This is a genomic window from Neoroseomonas rubea (assembly GCF_016106015.1).
Lineage (GTDB): Bacteria > Pseudomonadota > Alphaproteobacteria > Acetobacterales > Acetobacteraceae > Neoroseomonas > Neoroseomonas rubea.
Window position 1 is genome coordinate 1 of the sequence record NZ_JACADQ010000037.1, and the last position, 23,048, is coordinate 23,048.

A 23,048-nucleotide genomic window follows, 5' to 3' on the forward strand; every position below is an offset into this window, starting at 1 on the left:
ACGACTGGTGTCCGCTCGTGCGCCCTTCCGATCTCGCTAGCGGCCTTGCGCGACGGCGCGCGCCTCATCGTGCTGGACGGCGATTGCCCGGCCTTCGCCGCGGTCGCGGCGGCGGCCGGGCAGGCCGGGGCGCGGCTGTTGCCGGCAAGGCCGCCGGCACTCGACCTCGCCACGCTCGACCTCAGCCGCCGGGATGACCTCGCGAAACTGCGCGCCTGGCTCGCCATGGAAGCGCCACAGGGGCCGGCGAAACCCCGCGCCCCGTGACAGGGCGGGCGCGCTGCGCTATCCGCCCGGCGCCGCACCGCGACCCGAAGGAAGGACACGCCATGAAGCTGACCCGCCGCGTGAAGGAGATTCTCTCCTGGTACGAGAGCGACAATCCCGGGACCAAGGCGAACCTCGCCCGCATCCTGATGGAGGGGAAGCTCGGCGGGACCGGCCGCATGGTGATCCTGCCGGTCGACCAGGGCTTCGAGCACGGCCCGGCCCGTTCCTTCGCGCCGAACCCGGCGGCCTATGACCCGCATTATCACTTCGAACTCGCGATCGAGGCGGGGCTGAACGCCTATGCTGCGCCGCTCGGCATGATCGAGGCGGGGGCGGCGACCTTCGCCGGCTCCATCCCGACCATCCTCAAGGTGAACAGCTCCAACAGCCTGTCCACCACCAAGGACCAGGCGGTGACGGGCTCCGTCTCCGATGCCCTGCGCCTGGGCTGCTCGGCGATCGGCTTCACCATCTATCCGGGCAGCGAATACCAGTTCGAGATGATGGAGGAGCTGCGCGAGCTGGCCGAGGAAGCCAAGGCCGCGGGCCTCGCCGTCGTCGTGTGGTCCTATCCGCGCGGGCCGATGCTGGACAAGGTGGGCGAGACCGCGTTCGACATCTGCGCCTATGCCGCGCACATGGCCGCGCTGATGGGCGCGCACATCATCAAGGTTAAGCCGCCGATGGAGCCGCTGTCGCTCGACGCGGCCAAGAAGGTCTACATCGAGCGCAAGATCGACGGCTCCGACATGGCCGCGCGCATCCGCCACATCGTGCAGACCTGCTTCAACGGGCGGCGCCTGGTGGTGTTCTCGGGCGGCGAGGCGAAGGGCACGGACGCGCTGCTGGCCGAGGTGAAGGCCATCCATGCCGGCGGCGGCAACGGCTCGATCGTAGGCCGCAATGCCTTCCAGCGGCCGAAGGAGGAAGCGCTCAAGCTGCTCGCCTCCATGATCGAGGTGTACAAGACCAAGGCCTGAGACCGAGGGGGCGCCGCCCCCTCGACCCCCACCGGGGAGGCCGTGCCTCCCCGGACCCCTGCCGGCACCAGGACCAGCACCATGACCCAGGGCTGTCGGCTCTATCTCGTCACCCCGCCGCGGCTCGATCCCGCCGCCTTTCGCGAGATCCTCGCAGCGGCACTCGATGCCGGGGACGTCGCCTGCCTTCAGCTGCGGCTGAAGGATGCCGGCGCCGATGACGTCAAGCGCGCCGTCGAGGCCCTGATGCCCGTCTGCCACGCGCGCGACGTGGCCTTCATCCTCAACGACGACGCCATCCTCGCGCACCGGCTGGGCTGCGACGGGGCGCATCTCGGCCAGTCCGACGGCGACCATGCCGGGGCGCGGATGCTGCTGGAGGGCAGGATCCTCGGCATCACCTGCCATGCCTCCCGCCACCTCGCGATGACGGCGGGTGAACTCGGCGCGGACTACGTCGCCTTCGGCGCCTTCTTCCCCACCGACACGAAGGAGACGGTGCACAGCGCCGGCACCGACCTGCTGGAGTGGTGGTCGGAGATGATGGAGATCCCCTGCGTCGCGATCGGCGGCATTACCGCGGCGAACTGCGCGCCGCTGGTCCGCACGGGGGCGGATTTCCTCGCCGTGGTGGGCGCGGTGTGGAACCACCCGGATGGCGCGGCCGCCGGCGTGCGGGCGATGAACGCGGCGATCGCGGCGGCCTGAACCGCTCAGGCCGCGCGCGGCAGGCGCGACAGGCGGCGGAAGATCGTCAGGGCGTATGCGGCCGTCGTCGACTCCACCACGCCCTCCCGCACCTCCTCCCGCGGCCACATCCAGGACTGCGGCGGGTCGTCGCGCATAGTCCAGGAGCCGAACATGCGCTCGGCGGTGTCGCCGCAATGCAGGATGGTCGTCTCCACATGCCGATCGTCGCGCAGGATGCGGCCGAAGGTCTCCGTCACCGCGAGCCGCGGGCCTTCCAGGATCTGCAGGAACAGGTCCGCGCGACAGACGAGCGATCCCGTGATGCCGTTCCGCTCATTGTGGCGGCGGGCGGAGACCAGGATGTCGTCCAGCATCCCTTCATGGAAGCCGAAGGGGCGGGAGACGTAGATCAGCTGTGAGAGGCGCATCGGCAACCAGGCCTTTCGGTTCGGTAGAGCATGGACCCTTTCGGCCGCCCTGCCCAGCGCAACCGCGCCGCCCGACCGTCGCCGGACGGGCCGGGCTGCGATAGGCTGCGGCGCACCGAACGGATGCAGGGCGCGCGCATGGACGAGATCACCTTCCACACCCTGCTGCACCGGCCGGGCACGCTCGTCGATGTCGGCGCGCATGACGGGCTGATCGCGATCCCGCTCGCGCGGCTGCCATCCTCCCGCGTCATCGCCTTCGAGCCGCTGCCGCCGGCCTTCGCCCGCCTGCAATCCGCGCTTCGCGAGGCCTTCGGCGGCCTGCCCGCGCATGTGGACTGCCGCGCCGCGGCGCTCGGCGACATGGCGGGCGAGATCACCCTGTCGATGCCCGTGCTCGACGGCGTCGCGCAGGAACAATGGGCGAGCACCGCCAAGGACTACCGCGCCCACCTCTCGGGCCGCGTGACGGTCGAGCGCTTCGCCGTGCCGCTGCTGCGCCTGGACGACCTCGCCATCACGGACCTCACGGCCATGAAGGTCGATGCCGAGGGCGCGGAATACGAGGTGCTGCGCGGGGCGCGGGAGACGCTGCTGCGCTGCCGCCCCGTCCTGACGCTCGAGATCGAGGAACGGCACAGGGAGGGCAGCACCTGGGCCGTGCCCGCCTTCCTCGACGCGCTCGGCTACGATGTGCTGTTCGAACTGCACGGCACCTGGCATCCGGTCGCGGCCCTCGATCGCGCGACCATGCAGCGCGCATCGCCCGACCCTTCCATCTTCGAGGCCTCCGACCCCTATGTCTTCGTCTTCTACGCGCTGCCGCGGGAGGAAGCGGGGGGCATGCTGGCGCGCCTCAAGGCCGCGGCGTAACCTTGCCGCAAACGGAGGAACGCCATGTCCATCACCGCGCAACGCCTGACCGTCACCCGCGCCTCCGGCTCCTGCGGCGCGGAGGTCTCGGGCCTCGATCTCTCCGCGCCGCTGGACGAGCGCACCATCGCCGAGCTGCGCGCCATCTGGCTCGAGCATGGCGTGATGTTCCTGCGTGACGTGCACCTGCCGCCGCGCGACTTCCTCGCCTTCGCCGCCCGCTTCGGCACGCCGGTGGAATACCCCTTCGTGCGCGGGCTCGATGGCCTCCCGCAGATCACGCCGGTCATCAAGGAACCGCACGAGCGGATCAACTTCGGCGGCGTCTGGCATTCCGACACCGCCTATCTGGAACGCCCGCCCATGGCTACGATGCTGGTCGCGCGCGAGGTGCCCCCCACGGGCGGCGACACCATCTTCGCCGACGCCCGAGCGGCCTACGAAGCCCTGTCCCCCGGCCTGCGCGCCACGCTCGACGGCTTGCGCGCCATCAATTCGTCCAGGAAGGCCGATGCGTCCAAGACGCGCGAGGACCGGCAGAAGGAACGCGGCGCGGTGACGAATGCGGAGGTGCTGGAAGGCATCCACCCCGTGGTGCGCACGCATCCCGAGACCGGGCGGCGCGCCCTGTATGTCAACCTCGGCCACACCTCCCAGTTCGAGGGCTGGACGGTCGAGGAATCGAAGCCGCTGCTCGACTACCTGTTCGCCCATGTCACGCGCCCGGAATTCACCTGCCGCTTCCGCTGGGCGCCGGGCTCCCTCGCCTTCTGGGACAATCGCGCGGTGCAGCACTACCCGGTGAACGACTATCACGGCCACCGGCGGGAGATGCACCGCATCACGCTGCAGGGCGACGTGCCGGCCTGACCCGGGTTTTGGACAAATTCCGGCGGGACGTATCGCGCCGCCGATGCGGCTGAACCGGGCGCGCCGCTCAGCGGCCGCCCGCACCGGGCCCTTCCAGGCTGCGCAGATGGGCGATCAGCGCCTCCACCTCCGCCCGGTCGAAGGATTGTTCCGGCATGTCCGGGTGCCCGGTGACGATGCCTTCCGCCAGCGATTCCGCCAGTTGCTCGACCGGATAGCGCCGATGCAGGTCGCGGAAGGCGGGCGCGCCGGCGCGCGGGCTCGCCCCGGTGCGGCCGACCGCGTGGCAGGCGGCGCAGCGCTCCTGCGCGATCCTTTCGCCGCGCGCGGCCTGGTCTTCCGCCCGCGGCCCACAGCCCACCGGCAGCAGCAGCGCAACTAGGATCGCCGCGCGCCTCATCGCCTCAGCACCCCGACAGCGAGGCCTGCGCGAAGCCGCGCACGTCGCTCGCCGCCACGTTCAGCGTGAATTCCACATTGCCCAGCACCACCGGATGGCGCTGCGGCAGGCCGGTCAGCGTCAGCGTCTCCCCACCGGCCACCGTCACCGCCACGCTCGCCGCGCGCGCCAGGTCGTCGGTCGGCGCCGGGGCGCTGACCACCACGCGCACCACGCCATCCTGCAGCTCGATCCCCGCCCCTTCCGGCACGCGGCCATAGGCGATGGCGAAGCGGCGCACCGTGCCGCGGCCCTCGCAGCGGCGGATCGGGCCGGCGTCGCGCACCACCTGTTCCATCCGCGCCCGCGGCACGCCCGCCGCGATCCGCCCCTGCACCAGGGAGAACAGCGCCGCCGCATCCCCGCGCGGCACGTCCTGCTCGTAGCGCCGCTGCAGCGCGACCATGTCCGCCCGCGCCTGGCGCAATTCCCCTTCCAGCGCCGCGTTGCGCGCGTACACATCCCGCGCATCCGCCGAAAGATTGGCGATCCGCCGCTCCAGCGCCGTGACTTCCGACCGCGCCAGTTCGAGCCCGCTCTGATACGACCAGACGCCCAGCCCCACGAAGATGCCCACGATCAGCAGCCACTTCGCGGCGCGCAGCATGAACTGCCCGCGGCGGCGGCGCCTCTCCCGGCTGTATTTCGACCCGATCGCCATCAACCCACTGCTTCGAACGCGCGGGGCCTTTAGACGCGACGCGGCGGCGCGGGGTCAAGACACGGGAAGCCACAGCACGTCCTCGATCGACCGGGCACCGGTCGCCAGCATCGCCAACCGGTCGAAGCCGAGCGCGATCCCGGCCGTCGCCGGCATCCCCGCGTCCAGCGCCGCGATGAAGTCCTCGTCCACCTCCCAGCCATGCTCCCCGGTGATGCGGCGGCGCTCGGCGTTCGCTTCCTCGAACCGCGCCCGCTGTTCGGCCGCGTCGGTCAATTCGTCGAAGGCGTTCGCCAGCTCGATCCCGGCCACGAACAATTCGAAGCGCAGCGCCACGCGCGGATCGGCCGGGTCCCGCCTGGCGAGGGCAGCCTGCGGCGCCGGCCAATGTGTCAGGAAGGTCGCCCGCCCGCGCCCGATCGCCGGTTCCACCCGTTCCAGCAGCAGGCGGAAGAACAGGTCCTCCCACCCCTCATCCGCCCGCGGCGCGAAGCCCCGCGCGGCCGCGGCCGCCCGCAGCCGGGCCGCATCGCCTTCCGTGCCAAGGATATCGAGCCCGTCGCAATGACGATCGAAGGCCTCCGCCATGGTCAGCCGCTCGAAGGGCAGGCTCAGGTCGCATTCCACGCCCTGATGCGCGACCACCGCCGGGCAGACGGCGCGGACAAAATCCTCAGCCTCGGCCATCAGGCCCTCGAACCCCAGGCCGGGCCGGTACCATTCCAGCATGGTGAATTCCGGGGCGTGCCGGGCCGAGACCTCCCCGTTCCGCCACACCCGCGCCAGTTCGAAGACCGGCCCGCACCCGCCCGCCAGCAGCTTCTTGATGGCAAGCTCGGGCGAGGTGCGCAGCCACAGCGACCGTCCCTCCCCCGCGCCCAGATGCGGCTCGAACCGCGTGCCGAAGGCGCGGATATGCACCTCCGCCCCCGGGGCGGGGACGAGGCAGGGCGTCTCCACCTCCCGATACCCGCGCTGCCCGAAGAAGAACCGCGTCGCGCGCAGCAGCCGCGCCCGCGCATCGAGGAAAGGCAGCCGCGCCCGCAGGCGCTCCAGGCTCCAGGGGGCTTTGTCCATTGTGCGCGCGGCGGCCTTCCGGTAACCGCCCGACCATGCCGGATGGAGACAGCAGGCGCCAGGGACGGACCCTCCGCGACGCGCGGGGGCTGGCCGAGGCCGGCCTCATTCCCCCCGCCGCCGAGGCCGACGCCGCCCGCGTCGCGCAACGCTTCGCCATCGCCGTCACCGACCAGGTCGCGCGCCTGATCGACCCCACCGACGCGGCCGACCCGATCGCCCGGCAATACATCCCGGACCTGGCGGAACTCGACACCGCCCCGCACGAGATCCCCGACCCCACCGCGGACGGCCCCTTCACCCCGGTCACGGGCGTGGTCCACCGATACCCGGACCGCGCGCTGCTGAAGCCGCTGCTCGCCTGCCCGGTCTATTGCCGCTTCTGCTTCCGCCGCGAAGTGGTCGGGCCCGATGGCGGGCTGCTGACCGAGGCGCAGCTTGACGCGGCCCTGTCCTGGTTCGAACGCACGCCCCAAATCCGCGAGGCGATCCTGACCGGCGGCGACCCGCTGATCCTCTCCCCCCGCCGGCTCGGCGCGATCCTGGCCCGACTGTCCGCCATTCCGCATATCGAGACGCTGCGCATCCACACCCGCGTGCCCGTGGCCGACCCTGCCCGGGTGGACGCGGCCCTTCTGGCGGCGCTGGAGGTGGACAAGCCGGTGATGATCGCCGTCCACGCCAACCACGCCCGCGAATTCGCCCCCGAGGCGGCCTCCGCCCTGGCGCGCCTGGCCCGCGCCGGCATCCCCCTGCTGGGGCAGACCGTGCTGCTGCGGGGCGTGAACGACAGCCCCCAGGCGCTGGAAGACCTGCTGCGGGCGATGATCCGCAACCGGGTGAAGCCCTACTACCTGCACGCGCTGGACCCGGCGCCGGGGACCGCGCGCTTCGCGGTGCCGGATGAGGAAGGGCTCGCGCTGATGCGCGCACTCCGCGGGCGCGTGCCGGGGTTCGCCATTCCGCATTTCGTGCGGGAACAGCCCGAGGGCGGGGGGAAGCGACCCGTCGCGTGAGCAGCCGGGAGGGCGCCGCCCTCCCAGACCCCCTTTTTCCGAACACATGAGCGCGTGCAGATCCTGGACGCGGCGAGCTTCGGCTGGGTGGTCGCCGATCGGCACACCCGCAGCCTTCAGCATGCCGGGGAGTGCGCCTACCAACTCCAATCCCGGGGGGCCGCCCCCTTCCGGTGATGGCGACACGATTACCTTGTCGATCAGTGCGCGTGCGGCCTCTAGAGCTTCGCTGCCCTCACCACGCGCCAAGGCAGCCCGGATCCCGACGACCGTGTCGCGGTAAACCTGCGCCAGGTTGGGGTGCAGCCTCGGGGCGTGTGGCGGAGCCGATACCAAGGAGGCGCGGAGGGCTGCCGCGCGTCGCTCCAGGCCTTCCAGGCGAGACGCCACCTCTCCGCCCCGAGCTACGCCCTCGGCGATCGCCTCGACGAGGTTCGCAATCTTGCGCTCGACCGCGGCCAGTTCCGTCCGATGCGCCTCGGACGCCCCCGACTGTTCCTTTGCCAGACGATTCCAAGTCACTACGAATTCATCCGCGAACCTCTCGACGAGCTCGGGGGCCATGAGCCGATGGCCGAGCGCTTCCAGGACCTTTGCCTCGAGAGGGCCCCGTCGAGCCGAAGCTCCGTTCCGGCAGCCGCCGACCTTGTAGGCTCGGCAGGCGAGGTAATCCCGGCCGATCGGCGTAAAGAGCGCGCCGCAGCAACCGCAGACGACCTTGCCGGTGAGCAGATACTGGGGACGGCGGCAGTCCCAGAAACGCGGCCGCTCCGCGTTCTTCATCGGGGCGGCATCGCGGACAAGGCGCGTCTGGACTGCGTCCCAGGTCGCCTGGTCGACGATGCGCAGGTCGGGAACGTCTTGGACAACGACGGCACCTTCGTCGTTCGGCCGACGGTGTAGCCGGCCGCTCAAGGGATCCTTCTGCTTCTGCCGGCGGTTCCAGATGTGCCGGCCGATATAGATTTGCGCGCGCAGCATCCCATCGTCCCGACTGGCCCTGCCACGGATCGAAGCGTCACTCCAAAGACCGCCACTGGGGCCCGGCACTCCTTCGGCATTCAAGGCGCGGGCAATAGCCTTGGCGCTCCTACCAGCGGCATACGCATCGAAAATCCGGCGAACGATGCTCGCTTCGCCTGGGTCGATCTCGCGCAGTCCGCGCTCCGGTTCCCCATCCGGACCGAGGCGACCGCGAATCGGGCGGTAGCCGTAGGGGACGCGTCCAACCGATCGCCCCTCCCTCACGCGGCCCAACAAGCCGCGCCTGGTCTTGTCGGCGAGGTCCTTCAGGTAGAGCGCCCCCATGGTGCCCTTGAGGCCGACATGGAGTTCCGAGATCTCGCCTTCGGCCAGGGTGACGACGCGAACGCGGGCGAACAGCGCCTGCTTGTGAAAGGCGGCGACATGCTCGAGGTCGCGCGAGAACCGGTCGAGGCTCTCGGCCAGGACGATGTCGACGCGGCCGGCCCGCATCGCCTCGAGCAGCGCCTGGTAGCCGGGCCGGAGTATCGTGGCGCCTGAGATGGCGGCGTCGGTGAAGCTGCCGACGACGGTCCATCCTTCACGCTTGGCGCGATCGGCGCAGAGACGGAGCTGATCGTCTATCGACGCTTCGCGCTGGAGGTCCGAGGAGTAGCGGGCGTAGAGGGCGCAGCGGAGGGACATGGGCAGTTCCCGGTCTCGGGGGTGCTGCCCTCCTTGGCGTGACCCGGATTGTGGTGATGGAGGTGCTGTGCTGTCCAGAGTTCCTTCGCGGCCTGGCGGCCGAGAGCTCGGACGAGCACGATCAGCGGATCGTCGGCGGTACGCGAGGCATCCGGTGGTGACGAGCGAGGGGGCGGAACTTGGGACTGAGCACGCATGACGTCATGCGTCCCGCTGCTCGCGCCAGTTTTTAGACACGGCGGCCAAAGAATTGACGGGGCGCGTAGGCCAAGCCGCTATTCGAGGGTGCTGTGCGCACGGGGCCGCCGCGGAAGGCGGGCAAGCGAGGCGGCTCACCTGTTCTTCCTACTCTCGGCGAGCCGACCCTCGTAGACCTCGTGCAGCAGGCCAATAGACACTTGGCGTCGGCTGCGCTCGTAGTGCTTTTCTGTCGTCCGCGGGCTGGCATGGCCAAGCAAGGCCAGCGTCTCGCGCGGGCGGTCAGGGTGCCAGAGCGCAAGCGCCGTGGCCGCGCAGTGCCGGAAGCTGTGCGGATGTACCGCTTCACCGAAGGCGGCCTTCGTGACCGCGTGGATGTGGATGCGCACGCCCTGTTGACCGAGCGGTTGCCCGTAATGACCAACCCAGAGCGCGCCATGGTCGTCCCCGGGGTTCCGGGCACGGGCCAGCATCATCGGCCGCACCACGTCCAAGTGGTGGCTCAGATAGCGGGAGAGGCTGCCGGGCACGGGCCAGTTATCGGGCTTCCTAGTCTTTGTGATCTCGGCCGCGAGCTCGATCCGATAATGGTCCGTCTCCGATGTACGGAGCAACTCGACGCCAACGCGCAGCGCAGCGAAGTTCTCGATCCGTATTGGCGCGACCGCCAACAGCGCTACCATGAGACCCGCCTGCGAATCATCGAGAGCAGTGACGTTTGGCGCTTCGTCAAGCGTCTCATGCATCGCCGAAATGCCGCTCTCAAACAGGTAGCGCGGGTCCACGATGAAGCGCCGCGTGGGTGGGAGGCGGCGCGCTCGACGCTTCACCACATCGGCCAGCTGGTAGGCGCGCGCCGGATCCCAACCGGGGCGGACGGAGCTGACGAAGCCAATTACGTTCCCGAGCGTGGTGCCCAAGGTCGTGAGGCGGATGCCACGTGCGCGTTCCGACTTGATGAATTCGGCTAGGATCGCCGGATCGGCGCAGGCAGCGACGCTTTCCGGATCTGTCGGACAATCGCCCCGGGCCAAGAGCCAACTGAGGAACCGCCCCGCATCGTGTTGGACCTGCTGGCGTCGGCGCGGCGACCAGGAGGCGGCGGCGATAGGCGTCTCGAGGAAGCCGGGCGGTTCCGAGGTGCTTTCCCAGCCATGGCGGATCTCCGGGGGCCAGGCTGCCACGGGCAACGACAACCGCGAAGTCAAGGGCGCCGTCATGAGCGTCCACCCATCCGTTCCTCGAGCGTACGGTGGAACAACTGGCGGCTGCGCTGGCTGCCGCGGCGCCGGTAATACGCCTCTGTCGTCGTCACGCTGCGATGACCGAGGATGTCCCTGACCGCGCCGAGAGCGCCGGGATGACGCTGCTCGAAGATCTCGCCGACAATGGAGCGAATTGCGTGAGGGTTCAGGGCAACGCCGACGTGCTTTGCCGTCACGTCCATCATGGTGTCGTAGGCCCGATCCTGCCGCCAATGCGAACCGTCCGGCCGCGGGAACAGCCACGGCGCCTCACTGCCTTCGGCATGCAGAGGCCTATATATCTCCCTATAGAAATGGAGCAGGTCAGCAGTCTGCCGACGCAACGGGCTGCGGATCTCTTCGCCGTTCTTCACCAGGGCGCCGTCGATAACGACGAAGATGCTGCCATCGGGACCGTCGATGATCTCTTCTCCGAACCGCAGGCTCACGACATTGCCCTGACGGGCGGCGGTATCGAGCAGGAGGGACAGGAACAGTGCGCAGCGGACCAGACGCGCCCCGGAGACATCGACTGAGGGACGCGCCTTTGCGAGCCTGACCAGCTTGCCCGGCAGGCGCAGCAGTGCGTCGATGCGCTCGGGCGTCATGGCTTCGAGGCGGCGCAACGTACGGGTGCTCATCTCGCGCTTTGGTCGAGTTGCCTTCTCGAACTGCGCGAGCTTGGCGACCTGGTCTAGAGGAAGCTTTACGTGGTCTCGCCCGACCAGGAACAGGACGACCGCAAGCAGGGAGACGTGGCCGCCCTGCTGGCGTCCGGTGCGCGCGGCAACGCGCGCAAGGACCCTCTTGGCGCGGTCAACGGTGACCAGGTCGGCCAGGGTCTTCAGGTCCTCGGCGGGCATGCCGAGAGCCACGAGCTCGCCGGCGATATGCCGCAGTGCGGCGAGATAGTTCTGGGCTGTACAAGGGCGGATCTGCGTCCGGCTTTCGGGGTCGAGCCAGTCGTCTTCGCCCCGGCTGACGAAGGCCCGGGCGTCCTGCTCGAGTGACGGGGGATAGGCCGACCAAGGCGGCGCGCATTCTGCCTTGCGACGGAGCGGGATCGGAAGTTCGCGATCCGGCCATCCGGGAACGGTCTGGCGCGCCTTCTCCCAGGCGATCGTCACCTGGCGTTCGATCTTGTCGCCGCTGGACTTGAGGCTGCTTTGCTTGACCAACGCGACGAAGCGGGCGAGCACCGCCTTGTCGATCGCGCCCGGTTCGACTCCGTGTGCTGAGCAGTAGTGCAGGAAGCGACTCAGCGCGGGCAACAATCCGAAGTGTTCGGCTCGTTCCTTGAGCACGAGCCAGTCGCCGGTAGCAGGCGTACGGGACTTCCCGGGCATCACCCGGACGCCGGCGAGGCGAAGCGCACGACGCAGGTTCGAGCAAAACGCAGAGAACGAGGCGGACGATCGAAAGCCGAGCATGGCAGGCGTGGTGCGCTTGAGCCTAACCCGCAGCGCCTGGATGTCGACGCGCGCTTCGACGCCAGGTGCCGAAACGAGGCCCATCGCGATGTGGACCGCGCGGAGCAGGTTGGAGCGAACGCCGCGCGAGAACGACGCGTCGGCCTCGATCGCGGCGATGACCTCCGCGAAGCGCGGCATCTGCGAGGCCGTTTCGTGCGGCGTCGCGGTGGCAGGATGGTTGGGAGCAGCAGGAATCGTTGCCATGCTGGGTCACTCCGGGACGCGCGCGGTCACACGCGACGACCCACAAAGAGGTTGGGGGGGATTACCTTTATTGAGCCGCGACAATGAGTTGATGGCGGCTCGGACAAAGGCGTCAGAATGCGGTCGAGGACGGACCAGCAGTCGTCAGCTCGGCGGGATCTCGACGTGGCGCTCGATGAACGCGCGAAGCTCGTCGCGCTTCACGTAAAGCCGCCCGCGGATGCGCACTGCCGGCAGGTCGCCGGCCGCGATGAGGCGCCGAACGGTTCGCGCGGAGCGAGACAGCAGCGACGCTGCCTGGCGGAGCGGCAACAACTGCGGCACGCCCTTTGCGGAGAGGAACGGCGAGCTGTGCGGGGCAGGAAAAGGTGACATGCGGCGTCCTCGTGCGACAGGTTGAGGGCGCTTCGTCGGTCAACGATGAGGCCGATCCGCGGAAACCGAGCTGATGCTCGCCATCTGGGTCAGCTCCCGTCTGAACCGGCCGGGCGCCCGTGAGTCAGAGGGAGCCACGCGAAAATTTCTTCAGCAAAATGTATTAAATCGACGCGCAAACTTTCGGGCGTTCGTCGTCGCGAATGGCGCCTGGAACTTCCTGACGGTGGTCCGTTCAGGTGCCGCCGAGGTTGCGGGTTGAGCCATAATTGTCGAGAAAAGTCAGGCCGTTTTGCCCAAGGAGGGGCACGTGGCAGGATCGAAGCACGGCGCCGGGAAGAGAGGTGCGCCAAAGCAGATTCTTGAACGCATCTGGGACGAGCATCGGCGGCGACGAGAGAACGGGAGTGCCCACTTCATCGTGGCCGTGGAAGTGCAGGAGCTTCTTCGGTGGGGACACGATCAGGGCATCGATATTGGATCACGCACCGTGCGGGAACGACTGCTCGCGCGTGTTGGTGAGCCAGAACGTAATGCGGATCGATACGCGCTGAACCTAGTGGATCTCTATCTTGCCAAGGGCCTCGCCCAGCACGCCCTGGAGAATATAGGACGGAGGCTTCGACAACGACTGGACGGCTCTGGGACAGATTGATCGGCGGCTCGACCAGTGGTCAGAAGCGTGACCAGACCGAGAATCAGCAGGCTAATCGGACTGGGCTGCGCGCGGTTAAATGGCGTCGTTAGCAGGAGCGGCAGCAACGACGCAGGTCGCTCCTGATCAGTCTTTCCGTCACTCGACCGGCACGTCCGCCGGTGGCGCGTCTCCCGGCACCGCGCGACAGGCGTTCAGTGCCTCTTCCCCCTTCTCGAGCGCGTCGGGGATCATCGTCCACCAGATGGCCGCGCTCACCCGCAGAGTGCCGTGTGCCTCGCTGGCCAGCGCCAGCGCATTCGCACTGGCATCGCGGACCGCCTCGAGATGGACGAGGTCCGCACGGGCCTATTCGTGGATCGCCGTCAACCTGCCGATCTCGCGCTCGAGGTCGAAAATCAACCGCTGGACCGCGCGCATCAGCGCCTTGCGGATGGCGAGGTCGGTCTTCTTGGTGCCGCCGCGCTTGGGGCGCAGGACGGGATGCCATTCATCCCCGGATCCCTTGCCCGTCAAGACGTCGGCGCTCCCTGGTTCTTGGCGCCAGGCTTGTTGTTGCGCGGCGGGTAGCGATGGATCAGCGGGATGAAGGCTTCGATCACGAGGCGGATCCGTTCGGGCTGCGTCGCCGGCATGACGGACAGGCGCAGCCCGGGGGCAGCCCGATAGGCGATGTCCTCGACGAGCGTGACCTCCTTCCCCGCGGGGTCGACCACGACGGCGGCGGTGCCGTCCTGGATGACCTCCTTCAACAGCCAGATATCGCTCGTATCGATCTTCACGCCGTGACCGACGATGAGTTCCACAACAATAGGCATTCACGCCCTCCGTATTGGTTTGGATTGGACGTGAATGATCGTGCTCTGTGGCGAGCGAGGATCAATTATAATTTTTCATATATCCAAAGATATATTGATTGAATTCAATCAATTGCCGGGTACGATATTTTAATCAATCTGTTCCAAATGAATCTTCAACGTCCGGCGGGTCGCGCACGACAGCGTCATGGAGCGTGCGGAGCGTAGTAGTCTTTTCGCGCACCGCCGGCCATCGCAGCTACAGCAACTCGCACAAGTGGGCGCGCCACCTTGCGGCGTGACCCAAATCAAACAGCCTCCGGCGACCTCGGGGCCCGCCGCCTCGCGGTCCAGCATTAGCGCCACGTCGTGGATAGTGCGGAACAGCAGGCGCCGGACAAAGCGCCGGAACCACCAATAGTCCGTCTGCCAAGGGCCGAACTGCACCGGCAGCATCCGCCACGGCCGTGCGCCCGCCAACGGGAATCGAGTTCGGCCGGATCGTGCGCGGCGACAAGGTTGAACATCGTCCGCGGAGAGCTGGCCGGAAGTGCGGGACTTGGCGTGTCGGCAATCCCCTTTACGCGGGAAATATCAGGTGCAATTTATATTGACGGCGGGACGATAGTGGCGTGACGACTTCAACACGATTGCCGGATTCGGCAGCGTTCGGACAGATCCGGCCGAAAAGCTGTTGGCAGCGTTTCATGGCGACTCCACCACTTTGGCTGCGCGTGAAAGCATGTCTGTTCATCAGAGCAGGTCAACCGTGCGCGGCTTCTCCAAGATTTCCATCGTTCTCTCACCGACGAGCGAACCTATAGGGCGCAGACCTGCCCCGGGTCGCGCGGCGACGATCGAGCTTGCGCGGGAGCGCCTGCTCGCGGCAGCCCTGAGAAACGATCCGTTGGACGTGGAGGCAAAGGCCCGCGCCTATGTCGTCGCGGTCAACCTTGCGCTGCTTGCTCGGTCCGTTCGCGCCCTCGGGGCCATGATACGTTCCGCTTGGACTAGCGCCAGCGCGCGGCGCGATGTGCGCCGTTCGATGCGAGACCTCGACCCATGATGGCCCGGTGCAGTCCCACACTTTTCTGGGTGGAAGGGGTGCCGGCGCTCGCGCGCATGCTTGCGCGTGCGCTGTTTGCAATCGCGGTTCTCTCGGCCGGGCGCGGCCTTGCCGCCGATGTCGGATCTGTCGGGCTATTGTGGCCGCCCGATGAGGCTGCGGCGCCCGCGCCCTTGGCCGTGGTCGTCGCCCTGCATGACACGACAGGCATCGGCCCGCGCGGGTGGCACTATGGCAAGCAGCTCACGGCGGCCGGCATCGCAGTGCTTTTTGTCGAGCTGGTGGACACCTCCGCCGACGGGGTTGCGTCGGCTACGGCTTCGGATGATGCGGCGGCAGCGCGCGACCGGATGGCGCAGGTTATGGATCTCCTTGCACGGGATCCGCGCTTCGCAGGCACGCCGGTCGGATTCCTGGCCTTTGGCGACTCCGGACTAGCCGCATTGCGAGCCGCGTCCGACCCAGCGCATGGCGACCGGACCGCGGGTCTGGTCCTGCTTTATCCGGGCTGCGCGACGCTGGCCTCCGCCGCACGGGCGGAAGCTATGCGTCCGCGGTCGCCTATCCTGCTGCTGCACGGCGACGCGGACCCGGTAAACCTGCCGGCGGACTGCAGGGAGCTTGCGGCAGAACTCCTCCGCTTCGTCCCCGTGCGACGTCGGCAGTATGCCGGGGCGGGGTATGCATGGGATTACGCGTCTTACGGGTCGCAGGAGACAGTGAAGCTGCCGTGGCCCGGCAGGCCCGGCATGCTGGTTCCCGTCAGCCATTGGCCGCAGCTCACCGAACTCACGGCGACACAGGTCGCGGCCTTCTTCGCCATGCGCTTCAGCGGCGCATTCAGCCAAGCGGGTGGCGAGCCCGAAGCGGGTTTCAGCCTCACTCGCGATGGGCACGTCGCCGTCCGATGACCATGGGCCGTCGTCGAAGCGGGCGCTGATAGGCTTGCCGCAGATCGGTGACACGCCGGGCAATGCGCGGTAGGTGCAAGTTTTGTGGGTATGGCGTGCGAACTCGACGAGGCTGAGGTTTCGAGAGCAAAACCAATAGCCGATCGAACGGCCGCGTCGTGTCCGCTTATCCCGGTGAATGATCCGGGCCGATGATTGCATCCGGAAGGTGTGGAAAATGCGGTTGTCTCGTCGCTCCACCATCGGCGCAGCGGCTGGCCTGGTGGCTGCTGGTCCGCTCGCCAATCCATCCCTGGCCCAGGGAGCCGCGCGCAACACCTTGCGCTTCATCCCGCACAGCAACCTCGCCGCTGTCGATCCGGTGGCGGCGTCCGGCTACATCGTCCGCAACTACGGGTTCATGGTTTACGACACGCTGTTTGCTGTGGACCCCGATTTTCGCGTCCAGCCGCAGATGGTCGAGGGCCATGAGGTCAGCGGCGACGGTCGCCTCTGGCGCTTCCGGCTACGCGAGGGGTTGAAGTTCCACGACGACCAGCCGGTGCGGGGTGCGGATTGCGTGGCTTCCATCCGCCGCTGGGGCGCCCGCGACACCATGGGCCAGACGCTGATGCTTGCGGTCGATGAGATACGCGCGACCGGCGACCGCGACTTCGAGATCCGCCTCAAACGCCCCTTCCCGCTGATGCTCGAAGCGCTCGGTAAGCTCTCCACCCAGCCACTGTTCATCGTACCGGAGCGCGTGGGGCTGAGCGATCCTATGATACCAAACACTGAGACTATCGGCAGCGGACCCTTTCGCTTCTTGCGTGACCAGTGGGTGCCCGGCAGCCTTGCCGTATTTGAGCGCTTCGCGGACTATGTTCCACGTGCAGAGCCGGCGCGCGGTGCGGCGGGCGGCAAGCGCGTGCTTCTCGACCGCGTCGAGTGGCGCATCATTGCCGATCCCGCGACCTCGGCTGCGGCGCTGCAGACCGGGGAGGTGGATTGGTGGGAGCAGCCAGCGTTTGATTTGCTGCCGCTCCTCACGCGCAACCGCGAGGTGCGCATCGAGCTGACCGATCCCGTGGGCTCGCTATTGATGATGCGCTTCAACCACCTGCATCCGCCCTTCGACAATGTTCGCGTCCGCCGCGCTGTGCTGGCGGCGGTGAATCAGCGCGACTACCTGGAAGCCGCGGTGGGCAGTGCGCGCTATTCCGGTGAATGTCGCGGCTTCTTCGCCTGCGGCACGCCGCTCGGCAGCGACCAGGGTACGCAGGTCATGCCCGGCCGACTGGATGATGCGATTCGGATGCTGCGCGAATCCGGCTATGCCGGCGAGAACGTCGTCATCATCAGCCCGACCGATCTTCCAACCACGAATGCGATGAGCCTGGTCACCGCCGACCTGCTGCGCCGGATGGGAATGCGAGTGGAACTGGTGGCCACCGACTGGAGCAGCGTGCTGTCTAGGCGCGCCAACCGCAACCCGCCCGACCGCGGCGGCTGGAGCATCTTCCATACCTTCTGGGCGGGGGCCGATGTCGCGAACCCAATCGTCCATCTACCGCTGCGCACGCATGGCACCGCCGCATGGGCCGGCTGGCCGACGGATGAGCCGCTGGAGGCGCTGCGAACGAGATTTCTGGAAGCGGCCGACGAGGCCAGTCAGCGCGCAATCGTAGCCGAGATGCAGCGCCGCGCCTTTGAAACGGTGCCCTTCGTGCCGCTCGGCCAGATGAAGCCCCCGACGGCCTACCGCCGCAACGTGCAGGGCATCTTCAATGCCACGGTGCCGTTCTTCTGGGGCGTCAGCAAGGCTTGATGCCTTGGGTCGCGGCCTAGGGTGTTGGTGGCCTCACCAGATGGTCTTGATCGCCCCCGGCGGGTGATGCGCGCGCCAGTGCAGGGCGATCTCAGCCCGTGTCGCGGTCCAGACGCAGTCGTGCTGCGCCACATGATCGAGGAGACGGTGCGCCCGATGCCACGCGAACCGCTTGAGGCGGAGCCCCGTTCTGTTGTGCGGATTACCGCGACGAGCGGCGCACGATGTCCGAAGGTGCCTCGCCAAAACGACGCTGGAACGCGGCCTTTAACCGTGACGCGTTGGTGAATCCGTAGCGGCGCGCAACCGCACCGATCGGGGTATCGGCCGTGCTGCGGCTCAGCTCCGCATGCAGCTGATCAAGCCGACACGCATGAAGGGCTGCCAGCGGTGTCCGGCCGCGAAACCTTTGGAAAGTGGAGCCGAGGGTTCGGACGCTACACCCCGCTGCGGCGGCAATGTCAGAGACGCGGATCGGATCTGCGCAGTGTACGCGCATGAACTCCTCCGCACGCCGGACATATAAGGGTACCGCGCTCTCTCGTTCGAGCTCCAGTTGATCGGTGTAATTATGGGAAACGCCGCGCAGGATCAGAGTCATCAGCAGATCAGTTACCGAGGCAAGTGCGACGGCGTTATTGGCAACGCCGTCAGACCGTTCGAACTCGCGCTGGATGAAGTCGAGTTGAACCTTCAGGCTGGCCGTCAGCCCCCAACTCCAATCCAAAGATGGCCGAAATTCGATCGGCTTGCTGAGGCGTTTATCGAGCATGTTCTCCAATGCTTCCTCCACCTTTGCAGCCTGGACGAAGACATTGGTTCGCACACTCTTGTCGCTGGTTATCATCGTCATGTCTGAAGACAAACGGTAAGCGAGACCTCGGGCCGCCGTACCTGTCGTCGGCTCGCCGCGCACGATCAACGTCATATCGCCCTGAGCCGGTGCGGCAAAACAAAAGAGATCACTTTGTCCGTCGATCGCGGTTTCGGTCGCGAAGCGGCTATCGACATAAGTCGTTAGGATGGAACCTGCTCTGCGAGAGGCGAAGGTAAAGATATTATTGCTGAAGCGCTCGCGTAAAAGGGCTCGGTCCCGAGGGTAGAATCGGTAGGAACGGCTGCTGGCCCATGAATTTAAATAAAGATCCTCGACATTATTTGTGCGGACTACGTCCATCATCTTCAGTCGGTTCGAGTCAGATGTCTCCGCAGTCAGCATCAAGGCAGCTCCGATTTCAGGCTGGGGCGCGCTCAAGGGCAGTGGGCCGCAGCCGGTTTCGCAGTGAACGGGCGCTTCAGTTTTTAAGCAGACTAGGTTAGGCTGATTTCTCGTCCGGCAATGTCGAAAAGTTGAGTCGCGTCGGTGACGCGGATCTTGCCGCGAAAGCGGATAACGCGGCCGAAGCCGGGTTCGCCCAGGCAGGCGAACAGCTTCTGGTCGCCAAAGCCGCGGTCGGCCTTGAACGTCACGCGGCAGCCTGCGGGCAGGGTTTCGGCCAAGCGCCGCCGACAGGCGTCCTCGTCGTCGTCGCGCCGGGTTGCGATATCCTCCTGCAATACGCCGAGCCAGATCAACGGCGCCGCCCGGCTGTGGCTGGTCACCAGGCCGACGGCGAGCGTCGATTGGCCGTCATGGGCGAACCCGGTCCAGTGCATGGCAACCAGCTTGTCGGCCCGCGCGCCGACGTGCTGCGGCAGCCGGCGGGCAACGCTAACCCGCTAGCAGCAAATCAAGACGTTTGCGCGTCCCCGATTTGAACCTGCGGCACGGCGCTGCCGAGCCTAAAGGCGGATGACATGTGTTCGGCATAAGGGGATCCATGCTCCCGGACCCACCCGCCAAAGGCCGAAAGGCCTTTGGGAACCGGGTTTCGGGGGGGGCGCTTCACGTGAGGCGCCAGCGCCATCGGGCGCCGGCGGCCTTCGCAACCAGCCTCGCGAGGGTGGCGAAGGTGCCGGGGGGCTGGGCCCAGGGGTTCTCCAGCGCCTTCAAGGTCAGGCGCCGCGCGGTTTCGGACAAATTCAGGTCGGGCAGGTAGCGCCGTTCCGCCGGCAGCGCCGCATCGGGGCCGATGCGCTTGAGCAGCATCAGGCTGCCGATGGTCAGCACCTTCGTGATGCGGCGATAGGCCCGGCAGATGCGCCAGGCGAGCGCGCTGAGAAGATCGTCATACCTGTCGCGGTTCGCGACCTCCCCCAACAGCAGGTCCATATGGCCGGACCGCGCCCAGCGACGGAGCTGGCGGGACGCGGTGTCGGGCCTGCCGAATTCGGGTGGGAGCGCCTTCCACGGGCCTTTCGAGCACGCGACCCAGAAGATGGCATCGAGCGTGCGACGGCGGTCCTGCGGGGGGCGGCCACGCCGGCCGGGCCGGCCGAGGCAGGCGGGGAGGAGCCGGTCGAGGATGGCGAACTCGGCATCGGTGAGGGGGCGGAAGGGGTGGGGGCGCATCGGTCAAGGTTATAGGAATTTAGTCGTATTGTCGAGGAAAATCCCTCGGTGACGTTGGGGGTGCCGGTGGTGACGCGGGACCGGGCGATCCTGGCGTATGCGGCGGAGGGGTTTGTAGGGGCGGTCGGGTGTTGAGTGTGAGGGTGACAACGGAGGTCCAGATCCTTTACGTTGCGCTATAGTGATGGGAACTCCTGGCACACCTCGCGTCTCTGCACGTGACGGCTGCTCAACCTTGCAGTGGGGCATCTATTCGAAGCATGACCAAGCCGCTATTTGCGTTTGTACTTATGTCATTTCATTCAGATTTTGATGATGTGTACCGCCTTGGCATACGGGCGGCCGCTGAAAGTCACGGCATCCAAATTGAGCGAGTTGATGATCAGATTTTCCACAATGAACAGATTCTAGAACGTATTTTCAATCAAATTGACGTTGCTGACTTTATAATCGCGGATATGACCGGAAAAAATCCAAATGTATTCTACGAAGTAGGGTACGCTCACGCCAAACATAAGACGTGTATACTTCTTACAAAACAAGCTGAAGATATACCTTTTGATCTAAAACATAGCAGGCATATTATATATGGTAACTCTATCACGAAACTTCGAAATGATCTTACACAAGATATTTCGGTAATCTCTGGTGAAATCTCACGAAGCCGGGCCCAGCGGATAAATGTCTTTGTTGCGCGATCCAAAGGACTACTAGAGAAAAAACGCATTTCGAGCGACAGCGAACATTACCATTTCCATTTCTCTACGAAATGAAACAAATATACGGTCTCCAGTCATTGACTCGATATATTTTTACGCAAAAGAAGGCTGGGAGTTCAAACAAGACGGCCGCGATTGCACGTCCGACAAATCTGATGTCAAGGGCTTTGGCGGTAGGTACTTTTTGGTATCACCCATACACGCCATCCCCCCTGGCGGCTTCGCCCAAATAAATATTAATGGAAAACGCCTGATTGCAAACAAGCTAAAAGGCGAAGAATTAAAGGATAGCTATAAAATAAGTGGCCGAGCGATGGTGCGCGTCCACACAGAAAAAGGCAATATAGATTTTCCTTTTACTCTTGAGATTGAGTGCGATGAATTTCCATTTTGATTTGAGGCGCCATGAGAATTTTCCTCTTGGTTCTCCTGTGGTATTTGCGCCGGGTTGCGCTGCCGTTTGCGGCTTTCGCATTCAGGGCATCCCAGAAGCGGTTTCCCCCGGGTTGCAGCCCGTCACTCCCACGACTAGACACGCCCCATGATCGGTGCCGCTTCGCGGCGCAGTCCACCCAAAGTTGGAACCGCCCCCATGGCAAAGATGCAAGCCAACCAGATGCGTGCCGGCATGGTCATCGAGTTCGAAGGGGCTCGCTACACCATCCTCAAGCAGAACATCATGATCCCCGGGAAGGGCGCGGCCGTCATCCAGGTGGAAATGCGCAACGTGAAGACCGGCGCCAAGAAGGACCAGCGCTGGCGCACGGCCGACACCGTCGAACGCCTGTCCACCGAGGACAAGGAATTCACCTACTCCTACGAGGACGGCGAGAACCTGGTCCTCATGGACCCGGAATCCTTCGAGCAGACAGTGGTGTCCAAGGACATCCTCGGCGACCGCCTGCCCTTCCTGCAGGAAAACATGACGGTCAACGTCAAGCTCATCGAAGGCGAGCCCGTCTCGATGGACCTGCCCGAAACCATCGTGCTCGAAGTCGTGGAAGCCGACCCGGTGGTGAAGGGGCAGACCGCCTCCTCCTCCTACAAGCCGGCCGTCATGTCGAACGGCGTGAAGGTCATGGTCCCCCCCTTCATCACGGCGGGGGAAAAGATCGTCGTGAAGACCGCCGACGGCACCTACTACGAACGCGCGAAGTAACGCGCAGCGCCCCCCCCGGGCCCGCCGGACCCATCCGGCGGGAAAAACCGCGGCGCCCGGGGCAACCCACCCCCGGTCGACGGAACCGCGCCGCGGTGCCCCTCGACCGGATGCGGCTCCGGCGCGGCATCCCTCAGCCGTTGTAGAGCAGCGACAGCAGCTCGAAATGCTGCATCTCGCTGATCCAGCCGTTCTGGCGCGCCAGGTCCACCGCCGGCCGCAGCAGGTTGTTGAACAGCGTCCGCTGCCCCGCCGTGCCGGACTTGTTCGACGACGTCGCGTGCAGCGCCAGGTTCATCTTGTCGATCAGGTCCTGCTTCATGGCGGCGAAGAAGTCCCCGCCCTGCATGCTGCCGGTCAGGATCGAGCGGTATTCCTTGGCCAGGTTGCTGCTCTTGCTGCTGGTCGCGTAGCCGCCGCCATAGGACTGCCCGCTTTTCGGCTGGTGCAGCGGATAGATCAGCGGGAAGGCCGGCTTCATCTCGTAGGCGACGTTGGCGAAGCCGCCGGCATAGGTGGAATCGGGCGGGAAGTGGTCGATTTCCGTGTAGCTCACGTCCCAGCCCATGCCGGCCAGCACCTGGCAGACCTTCGCGTATTCCGCATCGAAGGCGTAGTTCGCCTTCCACCAGCCATAGCTGCCATGGGGGTAGCTGCCCGACATCGTTTCCACCCGAGGTTGAGGAACGGGCAGCCTGCCCTCCGCCGCGCCGGCCGGTCAATCGCGGCGCCGCGCACCGTTCCGCCCGCGGCCTGCCTCTTTCGCCGCCCCCGCCCGGCGCGCATCCTGGGCCGCCCGCGATCGGCGGGGGGGAATGAGGAAGCCATGATGCGCGCCACGCCGTTCCTGTTCGTCGCCCTCGGGCTTGCCGCCCTCGCCACGCCGGCCGAGGCGGTCGTCTACTGCCAGTACGTCAATGTCCCGGTGGGCTGCGTCGCGCGCCCCGGCGTGGTCCTGCGCGCCGCCCCGGGCGTCGGCGCGCCGGGGGTGGGTGTCGCCCCGGGCGTGGGCGTGGG

At 66.5% G+C, this 23,048-nt stretch carries 26 protein-coding genes and 2 pseudogenes; 13 read left to right on the forward strand and 15 right to left on the reverse strand.

Annotated elements, in window-relative coordinates; translation table 11 throughout:
• The 3 genes from HW577_RS06535 to thiE all read left to right on the forward strand — a co-directional run.
• A partial coding sequence (locus HW577_RS06535) for a hypothetical protein (RefSeq protein WP_232474726.1) occupies window positions 1–267 on the forward strand: 267 nt, incomplete at its 5' end.
• A gap of 62 nt (window positions 268–329) precedes the next feature.
• Entirely contained in the window at window positions 330–1,250 is a 921-nt protein-coding gene (locus HW577_RS06540; protein WP_198375330.1) for a class I fructose-bisphosphate aldolase, read from the forward strand.
• An 81-nt stretch (window positions 1,251–1,331) separates the two neighbouring features.
• Window positions 1,332–1,958 carry a thiamine phosphate synthase gene (gene thiE / locus HW577_RS06545; protein WP_198375331.1) on the forward strand — a complete coding sequence of 209 codons (627 nt, stop codon included), beginning with the start codon at window positions 1,332–1,334 and terminating at the stop codon, window positions 1,956–1,958.
• Window positions 1,959–1,963: 5 nt separating this feature from the next.
• On the opposite strand, the gene HW577_RS06550 is transcribed toward thiE, so the two are convergent.
• On the reverse strand, window positions 1,964–2,368 hold the full coding sequence (locus HW577_RS06550) for a BLUF domain-containing protein (RefSeq protein ID WP_198375332.1): 405 nt from the start codon (window positions 2,366–2,368) through the stop codon (window positions 1,964–1,966).
• 138 nt (window positions 2,369–2,506) lie between these two features.
• On the opposite strand from HW577_RS06550, the gene HW577_RS06555 reads away from it, so the two are divergent.
• Window positions 2,507–3,241, forward strand: a complete 735-nt coding sequence (locus HW577_RS06555; RefSeq protein WP_198375333.1) for an FkbM family methyltransferase — start codon at window positions 2,507–2,509, stop codon at window positions 3,239–3,241.
• 24 nt (window positions 3,242–3,265) lie between these two features.
• Window positions 3,266–4,111: a TauD/TfdA dioxygenase family protein gene (locus HW577_RS06560; protein ID WP_198375334.1), complete on the forward strand. Its 846-nt coding sequence runs from the start codon at window positions 3,266–3,268 to the stop codon at window positions 4,109–4,111.
• A 67-nt stretch (window positions 4,112–4,178) separates the two neighbouring features.
• On the opposite strand, the gene HW577_RS06565 is transcribed toward HW577_RS06560, so the two are convergent.
• From HW577_RS06565 to epmA, 3 genes are read right to left on the reverse strand one after another with little or no spacing between them, the layout of a single operon-like run.
• Window positions 4,179–4,511 carry a c-type cytochrome gene (locus HW577_RS06565; RefSeq protein ID WP_198375335.1) on the reverse strand — a complete coding sequence of 111 codons (333 nt, stop codon included), beginning with the start codon at window positions 4,509–4,511 and terminating at the stop codon, window positions 4,179–4,181.
• A gap of 4 nt (window positions 4,512–4,515) precedes the next feature.
• On the reverse strand, window positions 4,516–5,211 hold the full coding sequence (locus tag HW577_RS06570; RefSeq protein WP_198375336.1) for a hypothetical protein: 696 nt from the start codon (window positions 5,209–5,211) through the stop codon (window positions 4,516–4,518).
• A 54-nt stretch (window positions 5,212–5,265) separates the two neighbouring features.
• Window positions 5,266–6,288 (reverse strand): EF-P lysine aminoacylase EpmA, encoded by a 1,023-nt coding sequence (gene epmA, locus HW577_RS06575; RefSeq protein WP_198375337.1) that lies wholly within the window; start codon window positions 6,286–6,288, stop codon window positions 5,266–5,268.
• A gap of 35 nt (window positions 6,289–6,323) precedes the next feature.
• On the opposite strand from epmA, the gene HW577_RS06580 reads away from it, so the two are divergent.
• Window positions 6,324–7,304, forward strand: coding sequence for a lysine-2,3-aminomutase-like protein (locus HW577_RS06580; protein WP_198375338.1), 981 nt, complete (start codon window positions 6,324–6,326; stop codon window positions 7,302–7,304).
• Between the two features lie 588 nt (window positions 7,305–7,892).
• On the opposite strand, the pseudogene HW577_RS27130 reads toward HW577_RS06580, so the two are convergent.
• From HW577_RS27130 to HW577_RS06610, 4 genes and pseudogenes are all read right to left on the reverse strand, one after another.
• Window positions 7,893–8,972, reverse strand: a pseudogene (locus HW577_RS27130) (recombinase family protein); the annotation flags it as partial.
• Between the two features lie 332 nt (window positions 8,973–9,304).
• Complete coding sequence (locus HW577_RS06600; RefSeq protein WP_198375340.1) at window positions 9,305–10,390, reverse strand: tyrosine-type recombinase/integrase; 1,086 nt, start codon at window positions 10,388–10,390, stop codon at window positions 9,305–9,307.
• Window positions 10,387–12,090, reverse strand: coding sequence for a tyrosine-type recombinase/integrase (locus HW577_RS06605; RefSeq protein WP_198375341.1), 1,704 nt, complete (start codon window positions 12,088–12,090; stop codon window positions 10,387–10,389). Before HW577_RS06605 ends, HW577_RS06600 begins: the two co-directional genes overlap by 4 nt.
• A gap of 144 nt (window positions 12,091–12,234) precedes the next feature.
• Complete coding sequence (locus HW577_RS06610; RefSeq protein WP_198375342.1) at window positions 12,235–12,414, reverse strand: helix-turn-helix domain-containing protein; 180 nt, start codon at window positions 12,412–12,414, stop codon at window positions 12,235–12,237.
• A 124-nt stretch (window positions 12,415–12,538) separates the two neighbouring features.
• Here HW577_RS06610 and HW577_RS06615 point away from each other — a divergent pair, with 124 nt between their 5' ends.
• Together HW577_RS06615 and HW577_RS06620 are read left to right on the forward strand one after the other, a co-directional pair.
• On the forward strand, window positions 12,539–12,727 hold the full coding sequence (locus tag HW577_RS06615; protein ID WP_198375343.1) for a hypothetical protein: 189 nt from the start codon (window positions 12,539–12,541) through the stop codon (window positions 12,725–12,727).
• 48 nt (window positions 12,728–12,775) lie between these two features.
• Window positions 12,776–13,120, forward strand: coding sequence for a hypothetical protein (locus tag HW577_RS06620; RefSeq protein WP_198375344.1), 345 nt, complete (start codon window positions 12,776–12,778; stop codon window positions 13,118–13,120).
• A 348-nt stretch (window positions 13,121–13,468) separates the two neighbouring features.
• Here the strand turns inward: HW577_RS06620 and HW577_RS06625 are convergent, their stop codons facing one another.
• The 3 genes and pseudogenes from HW577_RS06625 to HW577_RS06635 all read right to left on the reverse strand — a co-directional run.
• Complete coding sequence (locus HW577_RS06625; RefSeq protein ID WP_198375345.1) at window positions 13,469–13,636, reverse strand: hypothetical protein; 168 nt, start codon at window positions 13,634–13,636, stop codon at window positions 13,469–13,471.
• Window positions 13,633–13,938, reverse strand: a complete 306-nt coding sequence (locus HW577_RS06630; RefSeq protein ID WP_198375346.1) for a hypothetical protein — start codon at window positions 13,936–13,938, stop codon at window positions 13,633–13,635. The genes HW577_RS06625 and HW577_RS06630 overlap by 4 nt, the downstream gene beginning before the upstream one ends.
• A 312-nt stretch (window positions 13,939–14,250) precedes the next feature.
• Window positions 14,251–14,379, reverse strand: a pseudogene (locus HW577_RS06635) (IS5/IS1182 family transposase); the annotation flags it as partial.
• Window positions 14,380–15,021: 642 nt separating this feature from the next.
• Here HW577_RS06635 and HW577_RS06640 point away from each other — a divergent pair.
• Complete coding sequence (locus HW577_RS06640; protein WP_198375347.1) at window positions 15,022–15,894, forward strand: dienelactone hydrolase family protein; 873 nt, start codon at window positions 15,022–15,024, stop codon at window positions 15,892–15,894.
• A 223-nt stretch (window positions 15,895–16,117) separates the two neighbouring features.
• Entirely contained in the window at window positions 16,118–17,701 is a 1,584-nt protein-coding gene (locus HW577_RS06645; protein ID WP_408639522.1) for an ABC transporter substrate-binding protein, read from the forward strand.
• Window positions 17,702–17,903: 202 nt separating this feature from the next.
• Here HW577_RS06645 and HW577_RS06650 read toward each other — a convergent pair whose 3' ends face one another.
• The 3 genes from HW577_RS06650 to HW577_RS06660 all read right to left on the reverse strand — a co-directional run bounded on the left by HW577_RS06650 (window position 17,904) and on the right by HW577_RS06660 (window position 20,153).
• Complete coding sequence (locus tag HW577_RS06650; RefSeq protein WP_198375348.1) at window positions 17,904–18,920, reverse strand: helix-turn-helix transcriptional regulator; 1,017 nt, start codon at window positions 18,918–18,920, stop codon at window positions 17,904–17,906.
• Window positions 18,921–19,012: 92 nt separating this feature from the next.
• Complete coding sequence (locus HW577_RS06655; protein ID WP_198375349.1) at window positions 19,013–19,357, reverse strand: hypothetical protein; 345 nt, start codon at window positions 19,355–19,357, stop codon at window positions 19,013–19,015.
• Between the two features lie 229 nt (window positions 19,358–19,586).
• A complete protein-coding gene (locus tag HW577_RS06660) occupies window positions 19,587–20,153 on the reverse strand; it encodes a transposase (RefSeq protein ID WP_198375350.1) in 567 nt (188 codons plus the stop codon).
• A gap of 260 nt (window positions 20,154–20,413) precedes the next feature.
• On the opposite strand from HW577_RS06660, the gene HW577_RS06665 reads away from it, so the two are divergent.
• Window positions 20,414–20,926, forward strand: a complete 513-nt coding sequence (locus HW577_RS06665) for a nucleoside 2-deoxyribosyltransferase (RefSeq protein WP_198375351.1) — start codon at window positions 20,414–20,416, stop codon at window positions 20,924–20,926.
• 538 nt (window positions 20,927–21,464) lie between these two features.
• Window positions 21,465–22,031, forward strand: a complete 567-nt coding sequence (gene efp / locus HW577_RS06670; RefSeq protein ID WP_198375352.1) for an elongation factor P — start codon at window positions 21,465–21,467, stop codon at window positions 22,029–22,031.
• 133 nt (window positions 22,032–22,164) lie between these two features.
• Here efp and HW577_RS06675 read toward each other — a convergent pair whose 3' ends face one another.
• The gene (locus HW577_RS06675; RefSeq protein ID WP_198375353.1) at window positions 22,165–22,695 is read right to left on the reverse strand and encodes a hypothetical protein; all 531 of its coding nucleotides are present in this window, start codon (window positions 22,693–22,695) and stop codon (window positions 22,165–22,167) included.
• Window positions 22,696–22,860: 165 nt separating this feature from the next.
• On the opposite strand from HW577_RS06675, the gene HW577_RS06680 reads away from it, so the two are divergent.
• The coding region (locus HW577_RS06680; protein WP_198375354.1) for a hypothetical protein at window positions 22,861–23,048 on the forward strand (188 nt) is incomplete at its 3' end.

Excerpts from the sequence above, each read along its gene's own strand:
- HW577_RS06615 (WP_198375343.1), top strand. The coding sequence starts at position 12,539 with ATGCTCGCCATCTGGGTCAGCTCCCGTCTGAACCGGCCGGGCGCCCGT.
- epmA (WP_198375337.1), bottom strand. The coding sequence starts at position 6,288 with ATGGACAAAGCCCCCTGGAGCCTGGAGCGCCTGCGGGCGCGGCTGCCT.
- HW577_RS06605 (WP_198375341.1), bottom strand. The coding sequence starts at position 12,090 with ATGGCAACGATTCCTGCTGCTCCCAACCATCCTGCCACCGCGACGCCG.
- thiE (WP_198375331.1), top strand. The coding sequence starts at position 1,332 with ATGACCCAGGGCTGTCGGCTCTATCTCGTCACCCCGCCGCGGCTCGAT.
- HW577_RS06565 (WP_198375335.1), bottom strand. The coding sequence starts at position 4,511 with ATGAGGCGCGCGGCGATCCTAGTTGCGCTGCTGCTGCCGGTGGGCTGT.
- HW577_RS06555 (WP_198375333.1), top strand. The coding sequence starts at position 2,507 with ATGGACGAGATCACCTTCCACACCCTGCTGCACCGGCCGGGCACGCTC.
- HW577_RS06665 (WP_198375351.1), top strand. The coding sequence starts at position 20,414 with ATGACCAAGCCGCTATTTGCGTTTGTACTTATGTCATTTCATTCAGAT.
- HW577_RS06580 (WP_198375338.1), top strand. The coding sequence starts at position 6,324 with ATGCCGGATGGAGACAGCAGGCGCCAGGGACGGACCCTCCGCGACGCG.
- HW577_RS06630 (WP_198375346.1), bottom strand. The coding sequence starts at position 13,938 with ATGCCTATTGTTGTGGAACTCATCGTCGGTCACGGCGTGAAGATCGAT.
- HW577_RS06550 (WP_198375332.1), bottom strand. The coding sequence starts at position 2,368 with ATGCGCCTCTCACAGCTGATCTACGTCTCCCGCCCCTTCGGCTTCCAT.
- HW577_RS06540 (WP_198375330.1), top strand. The coding sequence starts at position 330 with ATGAAGCTGACCCGCCGCGTGAAGGAGATTCTCTCCTGGTACGAGAGC.
- HW577_RS06560 (WP_198375334.1), top strand. The coding sequence starts at position 3,266 with ATGTCCATCACCGCGCAACGCCTGACCGTCACCCGCGCCTCCGGCTCC.
- efp (WP_198375352.1), top strand. The coding sequence starts at position 21,465 with ATGGCAAAGATGCAAGCCAACCAGATGCGTGCCGGCATGGTCATCGAG.
- HW577_RS06570 (WP_198375336.1), bottom strand. The coding sequence starts at position 5,211 with ATGGCGATCGGGTCGAAATACAGCCGGGAGAGGCGCCGCCGCCGCGGG.
- HW577_RS06655 (WP_198375349.1), bottom strand. The coding sequence starts at position 19,357 with ATGCACTGGACCGGGTTCGCCCATGACGGCCAATCGACGCTCGCCGTC.
- HW577_RS06660 (WP_198375350.1), bottom strand. The coding sequence starts at position 20,153 with ATGCGCCCCCACCCCTTCCGCCCCCTCACCGATGCCGAGTTCGCCATC.
- HW577_RS06650 (WP_198375348.1), bottom strand. The coding sequence starts at position 18,920 with ATGCTGACTGCGGAGACATCTGACTCGAACCGACTGAAGATGATGGAC.
- HW577_RS06600 (WP_198375340.1), bottom strand. The coding sequence starts at position 10,390 with ATGACGGCGCCCTTGACTTCGCGGTTGTCGTTGCCCGTGGCAGCCTGG.
- HW577_RS06675 (WP_198375353.1), bottom strand. The coding sequence starts at position 22,695 with ATGTCGGGCAGCTACCCCCATGGCAGCTATGGCTGGTGGAAGGCGAAC.